Source organism: Nocardia crassostreae (assembly GCF_001613405.1).
GTDB classification, from domain to species: Bacteria; Actinomycetota; Actinomycetes; order Mycobacteriales; family Mycobacteriaceae; genus Nocardia; species Nocardia crassostreae.
This window is the reverse complement of the sequence record NZ_BDCH01000005.1, coordinates 101,615-118,629: the sequence shown is the minus strand read 5'-3', so window position 1 is coordinate 118,629 and position 17,015 is coordinate 101,615. Positions and strand designations below refer to the sequence as shown.

Genomic DNA, 17,015 nt, shown 5'->3' with positions numbered 1-17,015 from the left:
ACACCGCTTTTGATGGATTCGACGGGCATTTCCTGTTGTGCCCGCATGCCCGGATCCGAATCGAAACCATCGACCGAAGTCGAACGCGCCAACGGCCGGAAGTCAGCGTCCGGCACCGGAGGATCCGGCTCGAGCACAAGCCCAGGCTCCTCCTCGGCCGATGGACCGTCCTCCGAGGCCAGCAACGGCACATCTCGCGCGACTAACGAATCCGCCGCACCGGGCGGCGACACGATCGCCTGGATCAACGTGACAGACAACAGAACTGACATCGCCACTGCACTGACTCGCAGCAACACACCGATCAGCCCACAAGACCGCAAGCCTCTGCGGCAACGTAAAAGACCCATACCATTACTCCGTATGTCCCACTGGTCGTGCTTCAACGACCGAGCCCTCGATCCGGGTCGGATCGAGGGCTCGGCGGGGTGCACGATTCGGTCGGCAAACAAGACTGAAACCTGATGCCGGAGAGTTGATTTCCCGCGATTCGGGAAGAAGGCGCAACTATAGCACTGTAAACAGCTTTGCCTAAGCGATCTTGGAAGTCAACACCCACAGTGAAGATTCATGAAAAGCGCAGGTAGAAAGACCTTCACGCTGCTTGCATGCCCTGGCTACCGAACGGACCAAGCTGATCAACCAGCTTCGCTGGCATCTTCACGAACCAGACCTGGACTGGAGGTGCCCTTCTGCCCCGCAGCGCGACGATGCACATGCACACACCTCGCCACCGATTCACGGTCGGAAGCCTCCCGCAACACACTGCCCGCACGGCGCGCGGTTCGAACAGGACATGGTGACCCGCAGGTGTACAGCTCTGCCACCTTCGCCAATCCCAAAATTTCCCAACTTTCGGGGTCACAACATACGTTTTCGGTGCACGAGCAGACAGGTGTACAGGGCGGCCGTCCGCACCAACTCGATCTGAGAACCACACCCCTACACCAAAATTCGGGGCACTACCAGCACATTGATCGGAGCTCTGGATCAGAAGGTTGGGAGTTCGAGTCTCTCCGGGCACGCAACAAGAAGCCCCTGTCCAGGCGATACTGGTCAGGGGCTTCTCGGTGCAATGGGTGTACTGGACCTCCACCAAGAAAACGCCAAGAATTAGCTACCAGCTATTACGTCTGCTGGCTGACGCCAAACCGTACGGGCAAGGATCGATACGGTCCAGCGTCCGCTGGCTTTCGACATCGGCTACGTGCCAGGCCATTCGATGACGATCACTCGTCATCCTCGCGTCCGCGCCGGATCTTCTCGACCACCTCGTCGGCGCTCATAGCCAGACTTCGGCGGTCGACCAGGCCTTCGAGGAGATGTTCGTTGCGCTCGGCGCGGTACTCCCGTTCCAGCACGGTTCGCGGTCCTTCCAGGAGTTCAGTTCCCGAGTTTGCGTGGGTCCGGGAACCCGAGTTCGGCGTATCCGGGTGCGCGTTTGCGCAGTGAGGAGGCGATCACGGGGGTGAGGACGTCGTGATAGTCGTGAACGGTCGCGGTGTTCTTTCCGGCGTGGGCGCGGGTGATGCGTCCGGCGTATTGGAGGACGATGATGTCCTCGCAGCCGGCGGCGGTGAGTTGTTCGGTGAGTGCGTCGACGTGGTCGACCCACGTGGTCAGGACGAGAATGTTGGCTCCGCCTGATGGGCGTCGAGTACATCTGTGACGATCTGTTTCAGGCGCTCTTCGTCGGCGACGAGTGCGCGGTAGATCTCGGCGATTCCACCGGGCTGGCTGGGGTCGGCCTTGCCGTCGTAGGCGAACCGGGTTGGGTGCACGTGGAGTATCCGGTGTGGTGCGGGTGTGTCTCCGCTGGTTGGCAGATGTCCGGCCGCGGAGGCGTCGATGGTGTGGGTATGTGAGCCGAGTTGGTGGTAGATCAGGTCGTCGAGTTGGTCGCGCCGGTAAGGGGTGGCGGTGAGACCGAGCCAGTATCGGGCGGGAATCTGGTTGAGGACGTCGGTGAAGGCGGAGGCGGCGATGTGGTGGCATTCGTCGACCACGACGAAGCCGTACCGGCCGGTGAGTTCGTCAACATTGGTTCGACGGGCGAGGGTGGGCAGCAAGGCGACGTCGATCACCCCGGTGGTCTTGGAGCGGCCGCCGCCGATCTGGCCGCACTTGATGGCGAGGTGCTCGAGGATCCGGGTTCGCCATTGGTCGGCCAGAGCTTTGCGGTCGACGAGGATCAAGGTCGATGTGGAGCGGGAAGCGATTGCCGCGCAGGCGATCACGGTCTTTCCGGTGCCGGGTGGCGCGACCAGCACGCAGGTGTCCTCGGCTTCGATGGCGTGCATGGCCGTTCGCTGTTCGGGCCGCAGTTCGCTCGCGCAGGTGAAGGTCTGGTCGCTGCCGTTGGTGCGGTTGTCGTCGATATTCAGTGTGCTGTAGGCGGATTCGACGAGGGTGGTGAGCAGGGGCGTAGTCCTCGGGGCAGGATCAGGTCCCCTTCGAGGGTCTCGTCGTAGCTGCGCAAGAATCATGGTGTGTCCCAGGTGCTTCGGCGTGCCCGCTGGCGGGCGTAGAACTCCGGGTTCGGGATCGAGGCGGCGTGCTTGACCGCCGAGATCATGGCCGGGCCTAGATCGGCAGTGCTCAGCTGGAGCCGGGCAGCAAGCACCGCACGGACAATCGGTGCGGGGCGGGGCAGGATTTTCGACGAGGTCGGTAGCTGGAGCCGCCGGACATCGTGGCCGACTTTCGGCTCACCGAGTCTGGTGGCCAATGCGTCGACCTGTTTCGGCGACAGCCGGGGGATGCTCGACAGGTACGCCCACTGGTCGTCGAACGGTTCGAGGGTGGCCGGATCGAGGAACAGCGTGGTTCCGTGCCGGCGTCGAGCACCGTTGAGAGGTGCGGCGATCAAGTTGCCCATGCCGCGGCCGGTGTGGGTGTCCTGGGACGGGAACAGCCGATCGTACCTGGACAGATTCATGCTGCCGCGCAGCTGGATTGCCTCGGCGAGCAGGCCGGTGGCGATCCGCCGTGCCGTGGCGGCGGGTGTGAGACCGGCAAAGAAGATCCACACATGCGCGCCGCGCCCGGACTGGGATACTTCGAGCGCGGCCGGAATATCCCTGGCGCGAGCGGCTTTCAGAAATGCCAGCGCGTCGAGCATGGCTGCGCTCTTGTCGAAGTCCGCTGCTACCCACCAGCAGGTGTCGGCGTCGGTCAGCGGGTACAGGCCGATGTGGTGCTCGCCGCGCAAATGGCCGGCGATGACGTCGTCGGTGAGCGGCAGGTACGGCGCTTCCGTGCGGGACATGCCCTTGCTCCATCGGCCTCGGATGGCAGGCATCCAGCCGGACCGGCCATCACGGCGATTTTCCCAGCGAACGGCGTAAACATCGTCGCGGCAGCGGAACAGATCGAGATAGAACCGGACCTTGGCTTCCGGGGCAGAGCCCATGCGGACCGGCGTCACAACCGCCGTCTGATCCGGATCGGCGGCACGAGCCTGTCGCTCGGTCAGATCGAGCAGACGCCGCAATCGTGCGGTCTCTGCGCGCAGTTCTTCGAGCTCGCCGGGATAGCGTTCCACGACCAACCAGTGTGCGGTGCCTGTCCAGTGTGCCGTGCCTGTGTGGTACCCGTCGACGGCTCAAGCGGCCTCGCCGGTCGCACGCTTATGGTTGGAGGTCGAACCCCGAAATCACGCTTAGGTCGCGGATTCCGACGCGTTGGTGTCGAAGGTGGCCACTCCCAGCGTTCTCCACGCTTCGAGGAGTCGTTTGTCGCCTGACGCGGCAACGAGATCTGTGTCTTCCAACTGTTCGGCTGAGGCGCAGTGGACCGCGTCGTAGCCGCGCAGTGCCAGCGCGTCCGCCAACTGGGCCGCGCGCTGGATCAGGGGTTCGTCAACCTCGACTACCTCGAGCTGGGGCCAGAGTTGGTCGAGGAGTCGTCGGCAGGCCGTGTATTCGGTGTCGTCGAGGCGGGCCATGCGGTGGGCTTGGGCGAGTGCAGCGGCAGTTTCGAGGTAGAGCATCCTGCTCGACACGACGGCGTCGGCGTCATCCCAGAATCGGCGGCAGGCTCGACTGCTCGGTTCGGCGACCAGCAGTGGTACGAACGCCGAGGTGTCCAGGTATCCGATCATCGGCGCTGCTCATCGATCAACTCGCTGACGATGCCCTTCCCACGGACGGGCGTGGGCGCCGGCTGCTTCTTCTTGCGTGCCGGTTGTACGCGCCCTTCTGCCCGCAGCTGTTCGAGTCTGGTGTGCTGCTCGACAGGAACGATGCGGGCGATCGGCCGCCCATGATCGGTGATGGTGACGGTACGGCCGGAGCGAACCTCCGCCAGGTGACGGCTGAGGCTGTCGCGTAGTTCTCGAATTCCGACGTCCATGATCAACCCCTATGTCGCCATATTATGTGGCTAAATTATAGCCACAAATTGGGTTCGATTCGACGTTCTTCCGACTGTTACCGCACGCTCTTGATGCCGGTCAGCAACTATCAGCGCCATGAGCGGAGCATCTGATCACTCCCCGACAGGAGCCCCGAAGCGCTTACGCGCGCCGTCCTGAGTGGGTCACAAGGTGGTCGAGGCCGAGCTCCTACGGACAATCCTTCCCACCTTCCCCAAGAGGTACCGCCCACAACCACGGCCACCCGCCAGCAACCGGTCGCCCCATCGACGACTTCGGGCCCGCCGCAGCAGAATTCGTGTCCGACCGCGCGCAGGATGGCCGCAAGGTGAAGCCGGGCAGGCGTTCGCCAGACAGCCTCAGAGCAGCAATCAGAGGGCTACTCTGTTCACATCTGAAGCTGGATAGAGCACCGACCGAAACCTACAGTGGCAATATCGAATCTGTCTTCTCCGGGAGTGCCCCATGCCTCGCGATCTGAGCGATCTGACCATCGGAGAGCACTGGGCATACCGGCAAAGGCAATCGGACCCGGTTACCTGCGCCGAGGTAGTCCGTATCGGTACCTCCAAACCCGCGCGAGTACAGGTCAAGTTCGTCGACAACGCGTATGAAGGTCGGCAGGAGTGGGTTCCACCTGCTCGGCTCAAGGTCCCGTGGGCAGGCGTCGATGAGTGGCAGCGCCGTCAAAAGCAATGGTCGGCTGTGTGTTCGGCGTCGGATTTGTCCGAGATTGAAGATGACGCGTGGCATATGGTGTTCGACAACCTCCGCGATGTCCCTCCGGTCAAGGAACTCGATTCCGGCATAGCTGGTGTCCTGATCATCCCGGACGTAGAAGCCCTTGTCATCGATCTCGAACTGGACCGTAACGCGGTGATAGACGACGAGGTGTCCTACGTCGACGAGGAGGGGCGCTGGGTTATTCCGTGGCGGCTGTCGGAGACCATCGTTCGCCGACTGGCGGAAAAGCACGCCGACATTCTGTTGGCGGAGCTCGACGCAGACGAACAACGGGATCAGCGCGAGAGTCGCTACGGGTACTACAGCGGGGATCGGTGGATATCCCCCGAGATCTGCGCGGAAACGCGGACGAGGTGGATCCCTGCCCGTGAACTCGTCCGGCAGTGGTGCGGCGCGGTGGCCCGTGACCGCCACGACGAACTGATCGCACTGCGGGTCGAGGTGCTTCGGCTGGGCTCGCTGATCGAGCGGGCGATCACCGCGCTCCGCGATGCCAGAAGTTCCGACGCGGATGCCATTGAGAAGGAACTGGGTATCCCGCTGGAAACTCTCCGGCATATCCAGCAGCAGGAAACCCGCCGCTAGCTCCTGGCGTATACGTCCGCATGTGCCGAGGCAGATAGGGCTGCAGGTCCTTGGAATTCGGTTCGACCTCCTCAGGTGCTGCCACACCCTGCATCGCCGGGTCGATCCGGTCCGCGTAGTCACGACACCACGCCAACCACGCCGCGGTCCGTGCGGCGTCCCGACCGGCCATCGAACTACCCTCGCATGCATCGCAGAACTCGCGAATCATCGCTGCTTTACCCCAGTCGGCGAGTTGGGCTTCCAGCGCCGTGATCCTGCGATCCTCGTGAAAGCGGCTGGTTGCGCGTTCTATCGCAGCATCCCGTTCGCGTTGCTGCTCCCGCTCATACCGTTCGGCAGCAGCTCGGCGCTCACGTTCCTCAGCCACCCGCTCTTCGAGCTCCGCCAGCATCGCCGGAATCTTGTCCTCGATAGTCCAACGCTTACGATCTGCCCACTTGCGATGGGTCCAGCGACCGTGGAACAGCGAAACCACCAGCCTCCCATTGGGCACCGTTCGGGATTCGGCCTGAACCCGTTGCCATACATAGGTTTTTCGCCCTGACAACTCCTCGGCAGAGGGGAGAACGTCCCGCTTTTCGGTCTCCTCGGCAACCGTCACTCGATACTCGAGACCCTCCATCTCGATCCGGATCCCATCCTTGACATCCCTCGACCAACTCAGGTTGAACCTACGATCAGCGCATTCGGTCAGGAGCACGTGGAGGAACCGAAGCACACGCGGAACCAACGATTCCGATACGTCGAAAACACTTGACGGATCCCGCAGGTCGGCCAGCAAGGGATGGCATTGGTCTATGCTGTCCAGCACTGCAGTGGGGGTCGACTCGGCCGCTGCCGCAGAGTTGAAGTGCACCCCCTTCAAAAGCCTGATCCGCAAATCGCCGCCATACATACGTTGCTTCTCGAGCCGCTGCCCTTCCGGAACCATCTTGTGCCTCTTGGCAAAGTCCACAACCTTCCGCCACCGCGCGACCTCGGATTCGTCGGGCTGGTGAATTACCAATTCCTCATTCGCAATCAGGTTTTCGACCAGCTTACGGGCGGCCGTTCGTCTCTCTGCCGTGATCCGCGCCGTCGTATCCGGCGGCGCGCGATGTGCTGTCACGGGTCGCTCGCCATCCGTTGGCGGCAATTTCGTCGCGTTGGTCCCAGACGGGCCATCCGAAATACCCTGCTCGCCGCGGACCTTTGAACGAGTTGTCTTCTGCTGTAAAGGTTTACGTTCCCCGTGACCGTCCGGGTATCGACCGTGCTGAAGATAGTAGCGCCCAGCCTCGGTGATTTCGGCCCGCCATATCCCTTGCTTCTTCGACACCGCGACCAAACCGCGCCATGCGAGGGCCTGCGCCGTCAACTTGTACGAGCTGCCTGTCATTACGCCATCCGGACAGCCACCGTCCACCCACCGGAGAACCTCCAGCTGGGTACGGTTGATCGGATCGGCACGTCCCGCCATGGGGTTGCCAGCCTTCCACAGAGTCCGCCGTCAGCGGCATGTTTCGATCGGACCGACGAACAGGGAATCTGGCTCGTGCGCGGTGTACCAGTCCGAGTGGCCCTGAACTCCGCCGCCACCTCAACTTCGTGCAGTCCAGAACACCACATCGACCACTGGGCGGTCAGCAAAGACAATCCGTAGATACTCCCATCCGTACTCCATCGTCGGCTTGGCCACGACCGGCACCGGCCAGTCCTTCGCGGCTGATCTCGATGCCGATGGGCAACACGGCAGTCGCCTCGGCGCCACACATGCGACGACGAGGCGGGCCGATTCGACCTATCCCCAAGATTTCCCCAAGAATTCGGGTGCACCGTGTGTGACTTCCGAGCCCCCAGCATGGAGGTCGTCCAGCTACGCCGTTCGTCCCACTCGAACGAAGAAGAAACACCGCACACGAAATCCTGGGCGTGACCAGTACATTGACTGGAGCTCCCAGCAGAAGGTTGGGAGTTCGAGTCTCTCCGGGCGCGCAGCAAGAGGCCCCGCACCAGCAGGTGCGGGGCCTCTTTCGTATGGTGCGGACGGCCGGTGTTCCGGCTCACTTCCAGGCGGCGAGGTCGGGCAGATCGCCGGTGAGGTCGGTGCCGGGGGTGCGGCCGATGAGCCAGGCGGCGAGGGCGGTGGCCGGGCCGCTGACGGTGGTGGCCGGGGTGCCGAGGGTTTCGGTGTAGCCGGTATCGGTGGCGGTGACGGTGAAGCCGGTGGCGCCCTCGGCGGCCTGATCTGCCACCGACTGGGGCAGCAGGCGGGCCACGAACTCGGCGGGCCAATCCTGCTGGGTGTAGCCGAAATTCAGGTCCACATGGTGGATCTCGACCTCCAGCATGCGCATCCACACCACGCGCGTGGCCGGGATCTCACCGCCCTGGCGATTGCGGACGACGGCCTCCCAGCGGTCCTGCGGCATGACGCGGGCTAGCGCCAGCCAGCGCTCCGCGGAGGCGGTGAGGTCGTCCAGCTGTTCGCGCAGCGGCCGCGGAGCCCCGGCCTCGATATCGGCGTTGCGCAGGAAAGCGCTTGCGTACTGCGGGGTTTCGATACCGGTGCGGGCCCACAGCAGTAGATTGACGAGGCTGTCGGCATTGCGGGACAGATGCGCCAGCACATGCCCGCGGGTCCACCCGGGCAGTAACGACGGCTCGACCAGATCGGTGTCGGAGAGCTTGGTGACGGTATCGAGCAGGCGACCGGTCGCGGTGGCGACAGTGTCGAGCTGGCGGGTGAGGGTGAATTCCGTTGCGTCGCTGGTCACATTCCGACCCTACGTTCGGCCACGACGATTTGCACCGCCAGTGCGAGCAACCAGAGCGACATGGCGCCCACCTGGATGCGCTGGGCGATGCCGAGACCGTAGTTGCCGGACAGATTGTCCGCGATCAGCATCCACGCGGTGACGATCGAGCCGAAGATCAGAATCCACAGCCCGGTGTGCCGCAGGACCGGCCAGTGCCGGTATTTGAACGCCGCCACGGTGAAGGCCACCATCGCGATGAAGATGGAGAACACCGCGAGCGTGCTGGTGAGCGCGTGCACCTGGTGCAGCTGCGGGAACAGCCCGCTGTCACCGCTGTCGGCGCCCGGTTTCAACGGCCACTGCGCATCGGCGATGGTGGCCGCGCCGAAGCAGGCCAGGGCGGTCCAGGCAATGGTGGAGTAGCGCCGTCGCGCGAACAGCAGCAGTCCGCCGATACCGGCGACCAGCAGGAGTGCGCCGGTCACGGTGTCACCGGTGACGAACAGCCACCGATAGGGCGCCCCGTCCTCGGCGAGCTGGCTGAGGAAGGTATCGGTCGGATCGCTGTCGATCGGGAGCACGAACTCCAGGACCCACGACGAATAGCAGATGCCCGCGAGCGCGGTGAGGAAGGCGACGCCGTAGCGGAGCGGGCGTCGCGCCCCGGCGGATTCGCTGGAAGCCGCGGTCGTCGCGGTCTGCTCGGTTGGCATATCGCAGTGCTCGCTTTCGCTTGCCTCGCTTGCTGTTGCTGCCTGCCCGCAGTCGATCTTCCCGGACTGGACGGTCCGTTGCTTCCGCCATTGTCGCGCATCAGCGCCGCTCGCCCGCGCACCGCGCGGTCCGATCCTCAGCGTGTGCCGGTCAGGGCCCGCAAGACGGCCTCGGCGGCCGCCTCGGCGGGCTCGTGTTCCCAGACCCGCACCGCCGTCCACCCGGCGGCCCGCAGGCGCGCGTCGGTATCCCGGTCCCGCGTCACATTCCCGGCCAGCTTCGCCGCCCACCATTCGGCATTGTGCTTCGGGAAGGTGGCGTGCTGCGGGCAGCTGTGCCAGAAGCAGCCGTCCACGTATACCGCCACCTTCCGGCGCGGGAACACGAGGTCGGCGCGGCGGCGCAGGCCCGGCAGCGGTGCGCGATCCACGAAGTACCGCGCGCCGCGGCGATGCAGCTCCTTGCGCAGGGCGATCTCGGGTTTCGTATCCGCGCGCCGCTGCCGCGACATCCGGGCGCTCGTGGCGGCGTCGGCGGCCGGGCGCGCGCTCACCGGCGTCCCCGATGGCTGCGATGACTCATTCCGGCTCCTGCTGCTGGTTCCAGCCGCCGCGCGCACGGCTCAGGCGGCCTCGCGCGGAAATCCTCCCATTCGATCGAGGTGGTTCTCCACATCGTCGAGGAATCCGGGCGGGAAGCGCAGTGTGCCCATGCGGGTGCGGCGCAGGAATCCGGCGGTGGCGCGGGCCGAGAGCAGCCGGACATCGTCGAGGAACCAGCGCAGATCCTCGTACGGGGCGTGAACGGGCCAGGTGGACACCGGAACTCGATGCACGACCCCGTCGCGCCCCCAGGCGGCGGTGGGCCAGCTGCGGCGGGTGTGCGGTTCCCCCTCCGGGAACGGGTCATCGGCGGGTTCGGCGAGCCGTCCGCCGATCCAGGTCGCCATGCGCACGCTCACCGCATTGCCGACCAGCTTCCAGCGATGCCCCGCGTGCACGCTCGGCACCCCGAGTGCCGGTGCGGTCCAATCGCGGTCGAAGCCTTGCAGTCGCTCGGCGTCGGTAATACCCGGCGTGACGATCTCGCCGGACGGCAGCCGGACCGCGGGCGGGCTCGCAATGCCCAGCCCCGAACCGCCTTTCAGGGTCGGCACCGCATTCACCGCCCAGCCCAGCCCGCGCGTCCCCTCGGTCCAGTAGAACCCGCACGGATCGTGCGCCGGATCGCCGACCTCGCGCGGCCCGGCGTCCGCGCCGAACAGAATCGGCCGCGGATCTTCTGTCCGCGAGGCCAGCATGAGCACCCGCTCCCGCCGCTGCGGCAGCCCGAACGCGCGCGCATCGACCACCCGGTACGCCCAGAGATATCCGAGCTCCTCGAGCGCGGACGTAATGTGCCGCATGGCCGCTCCGCCGCCGAGCTGCAGCATGAACGGCACATTCTCGATCAATAGCCAGCGCGGCCCCTTCTTGCGCCGCACCAGCCGGAATACTTCGTCCACCAATCCCGAACGGACCCCGGTAATTCCGGCCGTCCGCCCCGCCTGCGACAAGTCCTGGCACGGGAATCCCGCCGCGACGAGCTCGGTCCCGCCCGGCAGCGCCCGCAGCCGCGTCACATCCGAATGCAGCGGAACGTCCCGAAAATGCGCGGCCAGCACCGCCTGCGCCCCCGCATCGATCTCACAGAGCAGTTCACTACCGAACCCATGCGCGGACAGCCCGAGCTCGAGCCCGCCGATCCCGGCGAACAGCCCAACCATCCGCGCGCCCGTCACAACAGTCCCTTTCACCCCGAAGTCCCCGATGCCTGCAAGCACGTTACTCGAGTCCCACCACCCCCACCCCCCGCGCCACCCCGGCGAGCATGCAATCGTGCAGGCAAACGCCGGGAAGTGGCTCGCGCCATTACCTGCTGAACGGAAGTCCCCGAGGTGCTGGACGTACGGTATTGGGTGTGACGGACAGCGGGAGCGAGGATTCGAAGGCGGCGGCGCCGCGATGGCCCGCGGTGCTGACCTGGCGGGCGCACAATGCATCGCGGATGGAGTCCGTTCGGGTGGTGCTGAGTGGCAATCGGATTCGCGCGGCGGGGCGCATAATCGCCGGTGAATGCGAGGATCATCCGGCCTTCAGCGCGTCCTACGATCTCGTGACGGACGAGAACGGCGTAACCAGGCGACTCTCGCTCCGCAGCACCCTCGCGACCGGAGAACGGCACGCCTCGATCGCCCGGGACGAAGAGAATTACTGGCTCATCGACGCGGGCGGTACGCATGTGCGGTCGACGTTCGGTGGGGCCTTCGATGTCGATGTCGTGCTCAGCCCGTTCTTCAATACGCTGCCGATTCGCCGCTACGGGCTGGCGCACAACAGTGAGGACGTGCAGGTGCCCGTCGTCTATGTGCGGCTACCCGATCTGCTCGTAGGCGAAGCGAGCCTCACCTACAGCAGCGGCGTGGACGGGATCCACGTGCTGTCGCCGGTGTCCAGTGCGACCGTCACCGTCGACGCCGACGGATTCCTGCTCGACTATCCGGGGCTGGCCGAGCGCATCTGACGCGCTGAGCGAATCCGAAGCGCTGAGCGAACCCGAAGTTCAGAGCGCCGCGATGACGCCGCCCTTGCGACCGGCCTCGGCCAGGCGGGCCTGCCAATCATGGTCGCCCGGCGCGATATCGGTGATCTGCGTGCGCGCCGCGTCCTCGTAGTCGGTGCGGGCGTCGTGCCCGGCGGCGGTGAGATCGGCGAGGGAGTCGGTATCGCGCAGGGCGTCGCGGGCCGCGGTGAGCAGGCGCAGCGTGTCGTCGAGGACGTCGACGAGAGCCGTCGCGCTCGGTTCGCAGATGGCGCGGACCAGATCCGGTGCGGTCGCGGCGACGCGGGTGCCGTCCCGGAAGGATCCGGCGGCCAGGCCGAGGGCGAGCGGGCCGCCGTTCGCGCCCTGAATGGCCAGCGCCTCGGCCAGCACATGCGGCAGATGCGAAATGCGGGCGACCGCGCTGTCGTGTTCCTCCGACAGCACCGGCACCACGACCGCTCCGCAGTCCAGTGCCAGCGCGGCGACGCGCCGCCAGGGATCGGCGTGCACGCCCGGATCCACGCTCACCGCCCAGGACGCGCCCTGGAACAGGTCGGGAGTGGATGCGGCCCAACCGGATTCGTTCGTACTGGCCATGGGGTGCCCGCCGACGAAACGCGCGGACAGTTCGTGCCGGTGCACGGATTCCTTGACCGGGCCCTTCACGCTGATCACATCGGTGAGCGCGCAGTCCGGCGCGAACAGCCGGATATCGGAGAGCACCGCGTCCAGGGCGGGCATCGGCACGGCGATGACGATCAGCGCATCGCGTTCCGCCGCGCGGCGCAGGGCCTCTTCGATATCGCTGATCACGTCGTATCCGTCGGCGCGCGCGGCCGCCGCACCCGGCTCGGATCGGTTGTATCCCCATGCCCGATAGCCCGCGGCGGCCGCGGCGCGCAGCACCGAACCGCCGATCAACCCGGTGCCGAGGACACAGACCGCTGCTTTCGGATCGCCCGTCATGCGATCAGATTCGCATACGACTTCAACATTTCCCCCGAAGCGGACTACCGTTGCGGTCATGGCAGCACAACGCTCGAGCACGAACAGGGCGGCGTCGGACGATTACGACGACGTGGAAGGGTTCGCAGTGGCGGTTGTCCGCGAAGAAACAACGTGGAAATGCACGCCGCTGTCCGCGGCGGCGCTGAACAGTTTGTCGGCGGCCGAGCAGGAACTGCGCGATCTGAGAAGTTCCGGCGCGACCTTCGGCCTGCTCGACGTGGACGACGAATTCTTCATCATCCTGCGGCCCGGCCCGACCGGTAGCTGCATCCTGCTGTCCGACGCGACCGCGGCGATCGACTACGACATCGCGGCGGATGTGCTCGAAGAGCTGAATATCGAAATTCCGGATATCGATCCGGACGATATCGACGATATCGAGCCCTGGGAGGAAGGCGACCTCGGCGTCCTGGCCGATCTCGGCCTCCCCGAACCCGTGCTGTCGGTCATCCTCGCCGAGACCGACCTCTACCCCGACGAACAGCTCGGCATGATCGCCCAGCGCCTGGGCTTCGCCACCGAATTCGCCGCTGTCCTGGACAAACTCCCGCGCTGAGCGCATGACCACTGACCTCCCCCGCGGCACCGCCTCGGCCCCCCGGCTCGGCGGTGCCGCCCTGCTATCCGACGAGGCCATGATCCGCGCCGCCATCGACGCGGCGGCCGCCGCCGACGGCCGTGACGTCCCCGTGGGCGCGGTCGTCTTCGACGCCGACGGCCGCGAGCTGGCCCGCGCCGCCAATGCCCGCGAAGCCACCGGCGACCCCACCGCCCACGCCGAAGTCCTGGCCCTGCGCGCCGCCGCGCAAGTCATGGGCGACGGCTGGCGCCTGGAAGGCGCCACCCTCGCAGTCACCCTCGAACCGTGCACCATGTGCGCGGGCGCCCTGGTACTGGCCCGCGTAGGCAAACTCGTCTTCGGCGCATGGGAACCCAAAACCGGCGCCGTCGGCTCCCTCTGGGACGTCGTCCGTGACCGACGTCTCAACCACCGCCCCCAAGTCCGCGGCGTCGTCCTCGAATCCGAATGCGCCGCTCTCCTGGACGATTTCTTCAAGTCCCAGCGCCCCTAGCATCCTGCTTCAGCCGATTTCGGTATTCACCACCCCATCCGGTAAAGTCACCGGCGGTGGCGTGTCCGAGCGGCCTAAGGAGCACGCCTCGAAAGCGTGTGAGGGGTAACCCCCCTCCGAGGGTTCAAATCCCTCCGCCACCGCCATGAGCCCCTCACTTGTCCAACAGGTGAGGGGCTCAACTCATTTCGGGGGTCAGAGGTAGCGGGCGAGGGTGCCGGTGCTGGGGTCGATCGGTAGGGGGACGCCGTTGGCTATGCAGGAGCTGCCCGCATTGATGCCTACTCGGTGGACTTCTATGTTCAGGTAGCCGAATTCTTCGGGGCCGCCCGGCGGGGAGTAGATGACGTCGAGGGCGTGCCAGCCGAGGCTGGTGGGTGTCCAGGAGACGTAGCCGCCGTAGGGCCCCGCGTCTACGGAGTAGTCGGGGAGGACCGGGTAGGGAGCGCCGTCGATCCAGATGGTGGCGGAGGCTACGTCGCGGTCCCGGATGCTGACGCCCACCTTGTGGGCGCAGCCCATGACGGGGCCTTGGGAACCGGTGTACATGACGGTGGGGCCGCCCACGTAGGCGGCGGCGGTGGCCTGGGGGAGGGACAGGATCAAGGCGGCGGCGGACGCGGCGGTCAGGGCTAGCCGGGTGGGGGAGAGCTTCATGTGGCGGCTCCTCGGTGGGTCGGTTGGTCCGATCACGTGGCAACGGCCGAGCTCAGGGAATCGTACGCGCCGCGAACGACGATCGCCCCCATCCGGGTTCGGATGGGGGCGATCGCGGTCATGCGGGGATCAGCCGACGCCGACCGGTTCCTGCTTCGACAGGTCGACCGCGGTGGCGGCTTCCTGGAGCTCGCGCAGCTTGGTGCCCTCCACGTCGATATCGGGGAGGATGCGGTCCAGCCACTTGGGCATCCACCAGGACCAGGGGCCCATCAGGACGAGCAGGGAGGGGATCAGGACCATGCGGACCAGGAACGCGTCGAGCAGGACACCGGCGGCCAGGGCGAAGCCGAAGGACTTCGCGGTGGCGTCGGATTCCAGCAGGAAGGATCCGAAGACCGAGATCATGATGATGGCGGCGGAGGTCACGACGCGCGCGCCGTGGTGGTAGCCGCTCATCATGGCGTGCTTGGCGGACTTGCCGTGCACGAACTCCTCACGCATGCGGGTCACCAGGAACACCTGGTAATCCATGGCCAGGCCGAAGACCAAGCCGATCAACATGATCGGCAGGAAGCTGACCAGCGGGCGCGGATCGTCGATGAGCCCGAAGGCGCCCTTCTGGAAGATCAGCACCGTCGCGCCGAAGGTGGCCGCCATGGAGAGCAGGAAGCCCAGGGCGGCGGTCAGCGGCACCAGGATCGACCGGAACACCAGGATGAGCAGGATGAAGGCCGCGCCAGCGACGATCGCCAGGTAGGGCACGATCTTGCTGAGCAGGGCGTGGTCGACATCGGCGTAGATGGCGGTGGTGCCGGTGATGCCGTACTCGATGCCGTACTCGGACTTCAGCTTTCCTTCGGCATCGCGCGCGTCCCGCACCAGATCCTTGGTGGCCTGGTTGTTCGGGCCGGATTCCGGAACGGCATTGAGCATGGCGCCCTGGCCGTCCTTGCTGAACACCGGCGCGGTCACGTAGTCCATGCCGGAGTAGGAGGCCAGCTCCTCGCGCAGTGCGTTGGCGGCTTCCTCGCGCCGCTCCGCCGGGACCCCGCTCAGATCGGTGGCGACCATGAGGACGCCATTGCTGCCCTCGCCGAAGCCCTCGGTGCGCAGCTCGTACGCCTTCCGGACCGTGGAGGTCTTGGGCATGCTGTCGTCACCGGGCAGACCCAGTTCCAGCCCGGCCGCGGGCGCGGCCAGCGCACCGAGCACGAGCACGCTCAGCAGCAGGGTCACCGCGGGCGCCTTGCCGATGAGGCGGGCGAAGCGCTCGCCATTGGTGACCGAGGTGTCGTCCGCGGGATCGTGCTTGGCGACCAGCGGCAGCTTCGGCTTGAACAGGAACCGGCCGAAGGCGCCCATGAGCGCGGGCATGAGCGTGATGGCGGTGAGCACGGCGAAGGCCGCCGCGATGGCGCCGCCCAGACCCAGGAAGGTCAGGAATTCCACGCCGACGATGCTCAGCCCGACCAGCGCGATGATGACGGTCAGACCGGCGAACAACACCGCCGAGCCCGCGGTGCCGAGCGCCACGCCCGCCGCCTCCTCGGGCGACTTCTGCACGGCCAGTTCGGATTTGTACCGGGACACGATGAACAGCGCGTAGTCGATGGACAGCGCGATGCCGATCATGGAGGCCAGGAAGGTGGTGAAGCTGGGCACCTCGATGACGGCGGTGCCGAGGAAGATCACCGAGGTGGCCGCGCCGAGACCCACGATGGCGGTCACGATGGGCACGAAGGCCGCGACGATGGCGCCGAAGGCCACCATCATGACGACCAGCGCCACCGCCATGCCGATCAGCTCGGCCTTACCGCTGGGCTGCTCCTGCTCCATGGCGATGGAACCGCTCAGCTCCACGGTCAGCCCGGCGTCGCGGGCCACATTGGCGATGTCGTAGGCGGCCTTGCGGTCCTCGGCCTTGATATCGGTGAAGTTGGTGATGGTGAACGGCACATTGAGCACCGCGACCGTATCGGGATCGGTCTTGCCCAGCACGTTCAGCGGCGCCTCGGAGCATTTCGAGACATCGCGATCGGCGCCGAGGCAGCCCATCTCGGTGGCGACGTCCACCGGATTGGCCAGCGGCTTGTCGTGGTTGACGATGCCCAGGTCACCGAGCTTGACGATGAGGGCGTCGATGGCCTTCTTATTGTGATCGTCGGTCAGCTTCCCCTCGTTGGCGGCGATGACGTACGTGCCGGTGACGGCCTCGAACTTGAAGGCTTCCGAGGCGCCCGGGAAGTGCTTGTCGAGGATTTCGTTGGCACGCGCGGACGGCAGCTCCGGCATGCTGAAGTCATTGCTCATCGGCTCCTTGAGCTGTGCGCCCAGGCCGCCGAGCAGCAGGAACAGCAGGAGCCAGACTGGTAGGACGATCCACTTGCGGCGGAAGGCGAACTTGCCCCACCGATAGAGGTATACGGACACGAGAGGTTCTCCTGGCGTGATTTTTCGAGGCAATGCTCGGGTTACGGGCGCGTAGACAGCAATTGCCGCGGGAGCCCTGCCCGGCTCTGTCCGCCTCCACGT

The 17,015-nt window shown here is 65.9% G+C and carries 18 protein-coding genes and 1 tRNA gene; 5 read left to right on the top strand and 14 right to left on the bottom strand.

The annotated features are described in order from the left end of the window. From NC4_RS39900 to NC4_RS02970, 6 genes are all read right to left on the bottom strand, one after another. The coding region (locus tag NC4_RS39900; RefSeq protein ID WP_157554183.1) for a hypothetical protein at positions 1-299 on the bottom strand (299 nt) is incomplete at its 3' end. Between the two features lie 930 nt (positions 300-1,229). Next, positions 1,230-1,361: a hypothetical protein gene (locus NC4_RS43820; RefSeq protein WP_281186220.1), complete on the bottom strand. Its 132-nt coding sequence runs from the start codon at positions 1,359-1,361 to the stop codon at positions 1,230-1,232. A 258-nt stretch (positions 1,362-1,619) separates the two neighbouring features. Beyond that, entirely contained in the window at positions 1,620-2,486 is an 867-nt protein-coding gene (locus NC4_RS42105) for a DEAD/DEAH box helicase (RefSeq protein ID WP_245721456.1), read from the bottom strand. Then, positions 2,483-3,544, bottom strand: a complete 1,062-nt coding sequence (locus NC4_RS42100) for a TOTE conflict system archaeo-eukaryotic primase domain-containing protein (protein ID WP_245721455.1) — start codon at positions 3,542-3,544, stop codon at positions 2,483-2,485. Before NC4_RS42100 ends, NC4_RS42105 begins: the two co-directional genes overlap by 4 nt. Before the next feature lie 117 nt (positions 3,545-3,661). Then, positions 3,662-4,102 (bottom strand): type II toxin-antitoxin system VapC family toxin, encoded by a 441-nt coding sequence (locus NC4_RS02975; protein WP_067531898.1) that lies wholly within the window; start codon positions 4,100-4,102, stop codon positions 3,662-3,664. Continuing rightward, the gene (locus tag NC4_RS02970) at positions 4,099-4,353 is read right to left on the bottom strand and encodes a type II toxin-antitoxin system Phd/YefM family antitoxin (protein WP_067531896.1); all 255 of its coding nucleotides are present in this window, start codon (positions 4,351-4,353) and stop codon (positions 4,099-4,101) included. Before NC4_RS02970 ends, NC4_RS02975 begins: the two co-directional genes overlap by 4 nt. A 487-nt stretch (positions 4,354-4,840) precedes the next feature. Here NC4_RS02970 and NC4_RS02965 point away from each other — a divergent pair, with 487 nt between their 5' ends. Further along, complete coding sequence (locus NC4_RS02965) at positions 4,841-5,704, top strand: hypothetical protein (protein ID WP_157554180.1); 864 nt, start codon at positions 4,841-4,843, stop codon at positions 5,702-5,704. Here NC4_RS02965 and NC4_RS39895 read toward each other — a convergent pair. The 5 genes from NC4_RS39895 to NC4_RS02945 all read right to left on the bottom strand — a co-directional run bounded on the left by NC4_RS39895 (position 5,595) and on the right by NC4_RS02945 (position 10,924). Further along, complete coding sequence (locus tag NC4_RS39895) at positions 5,595-7,166, bottom strand: hypothetical protein (protein ID WP_157554177.1); 1,572 nt, start codon at positions 7,164-7,166, stop codon at positions 5,595-5,597. The genes NC4_RS02965 and NC4_RS39895 overlap by 110 nt on opposite strands. Positions 7,167-7,749: 583 nt before the next feature. Then, positions 7,750-8,463 carry a maleylpyruvate isomerase family mycothiol-dependent enzyme gene (locus NC4_RS02960; protein ID WP_067531892.1) on the bottom strand — a complete coding sequence of 238 codons (714 nt, stop codon included), beginning with the start codon at positions 8,461-8,463 and terminating at the stop codon, positions 7,750-7,752. Then, positions 8,460-9,158, bottom strand: a complete 699-nt coding sequence (locus tag NC4_RS02955; RefSeq protein WP_084528385.1) for a DUF998 domain-containing protein — start codon at positions 9,156-9,158, stop codon at positions 8,460-8,462. The genes NC4_RS02960 and NC4_RS02955 overlap by 4 nt, the downstream gene beginning before the upstream one ends. A 137-nt stretch (positions 9,159-9,295) precedes the next feature. Continuing rightward, positions 9,296-9,712, bottom strand: a complete 417-nt coding sequence (locus tag NC4_RS02950) for a very short patch repair endonuclease (protein WP_281186219.1) — start codon at positions 9,710-9,712, stop codon at positions 9,296-9,298. A 69-nt stretch (positions 9,713-9,781) separates the two neighbouring features. After that, positions 9,782-10,924 carry a DNA cytosine methyltransferase gene (locus NC4_RS02945; protein ID WP_174566820.1) on the bottom strand — a complete coding sequence of 381 codons (1,143 nt, stop codon included), beginning with the start codon at positions 10,922-10,924 and terminating at the stop codon, positions 9,782-9,784. 194 nt (positions 10,925-11,118) lie between these two features. Here NC4_RS02945 and NC4_RS02940 point away from each other — a divergent pair, with 194 nt between their 5' ends. Continuing rightward, positions 11,119-11,721, top strand: coding sequence for a putative glycolipid-binding domain-containing protein (locus NC4_RS02940; RefSeq protein ID WP_281186218.1), 603 nt, complete (start codon positions 11,119-11,121; stop codon positions 11,719-11,721). Between the two features lie 39 nt (positions 11,722-11,760). Here the strand turns inward: NC4_RS02940 and NC4_RS02935 are convergent, their stop codons facing one another. Next, complete coding sequence (locus NC4_RS02935; protein WP_067531888.1) at positions 11,761-12,708, bottom strand: prephenate dehydrogenase; 948 nt, start codon at positions 12,706-12,708, stop codon at positions 11,761-11,763. A gap of 58 nt (positions 12,709-12,766) precedes the next feature. On the opposite strand from NC4_RS02935, the gene NC4_RS02930 reads away from it, so the two are divergent. The 3 genes from NC4_RS02930 to NC4_RS02920 all read left to right on the top strand — a co-directional run bounded on the left by NC4_RS02930 (position 12,767) and on the right by NC4_RS02920 (position 13,969). Beyond that, positions 12,767-13,306, top strand: coding sequence for a tRNA adenosine deaminase-associated protein (locus tag NC4_RS02930; protein ID WP_067531886.1), 540 nt, complete (start codon positions 12,767-12,769; stop codon positions 13,304-13,306). 4 nt (positions 13,307-13,310) lie between these two features. Further along, positions 13,311-13,823, top strand: coding sequence for a nucleoside deaminase (locus tag NC4_RS02925; RefSeq protein WP_084528381.1), 513 nt, complete (start codon positions 13,311-13,313; stop codon positions 13,821-13,823). A gap of 55 nt (positions 13,824-13,878) precedes the next feature. Then, a tRNA-Ser gene (locus tag NC4_RS02920) sits at positions 13,879-13,969 on the top strand. Positions 13,970-14,018: 49 nt separating this feature from the next. Here NC4_RS02920 and NC4_RS02915 read toward each other — a convergent pair. Further along, positions 14,019-14,480 carry a hypothetical protein gene (locus NC4_RS02915; RefSeq protein ID WP_067531884.1) on the bottom strand — a complete coding sequence of 154 codons (462 nt, stop codon included), beginning with the start codon at positions 14,478-14,480 and terminating at the stop codon, positions 14,019-14,021. Positions 14,481-14,609: 129 nt separating this feature from the next. Then, positions 14,610-16,913, bottom strand: coding sequence for an MMPL family transporter (locus NC4_RS02910; RefSeq protein ID WP_067531882.1), 2,304 nt, complete (start codon positions 16,911-16,913; stop codon positions 14,610-14,612). Between the last annotated feature and the right edge of the window lie 102 nt (positions 16,914-17,015).

Coding starts and splice junctions, on each gene's coding strand:
- NC4_RS02955 (WP_084528385.1), bottom strand. CDS start 9,158: ATGCCAACCGAGCAGACCGCGACGACCGCGGCTTCCAGCGAATCCGCC.
- NC4_RS02975 (WP_067531898.1), bottom strand. CDS start 4,102: ATGATCGGATACCTGGACACCTCGGCGTTCGTACCACTGCTGGTCGCC.
- NC4_RS02915 (WP_067531884.1), bottom strand. CDS start 14,480: ATGAAGCTCTCCCCCACCCGGCTAGCCCTGACCGCCGCGTCCGCCGCC.
- NC4_RS42105 (WP_245721456.1), bottom strand. CDS start 2,486: ATGATTCTTGCGCAGCTACGACGAGACCCTCGAAGGGGACCTGATCCT.
- NC4_RS02970 (WP_067531896.1), bottom strand. CDS start 4,353: ATGGACGTCGGAATTCGAGAACTACGCGACAGCCTCAGCCGTCACCTG.
- NC4_RS02965 (WP_157554180.1), top strand. CDS start 4,841: ATGCCTCGCGATCTGAGCGATCTGACCATCGGAGAGCACTGGGCATAC.
- NC4_RS02935 (WP_067531888.1), bottom strand. CDS start 12,708: ATGACGGGCGATCCGAAAGCAGCGGTCTGTGTCCTCGGCACCGGGTTG.
- NC4_RS02930 (WP_067531886.1), top strand. CDS start 12,767: ATGGCAGCACAACGCTCGAGCACGAACAGGGCGGCGTCGGACGATTAC.
- NC4_RS02945 (WP_174566820.1), bottom strand. CDS start 10,924: ATGGTTGGGCTGTTCGCCGGGATCGGCGGGCTCGAGCTCGGGCTGTCC.
- NC4_RS02925 (WP_084528381.1), top strand. CDS start 13,311: ATGACCACTGACCTCCCCCGCGGCACCGCCTCGGCCCCCCGGCTCGGC.
- NC4_RS39895 (WP_157554177.1), bottom strand. CDS start 7,166: ATGGCGGGACGTGCCGATCCGATCAACCGTACCCAGCTGGAGGTTCTC.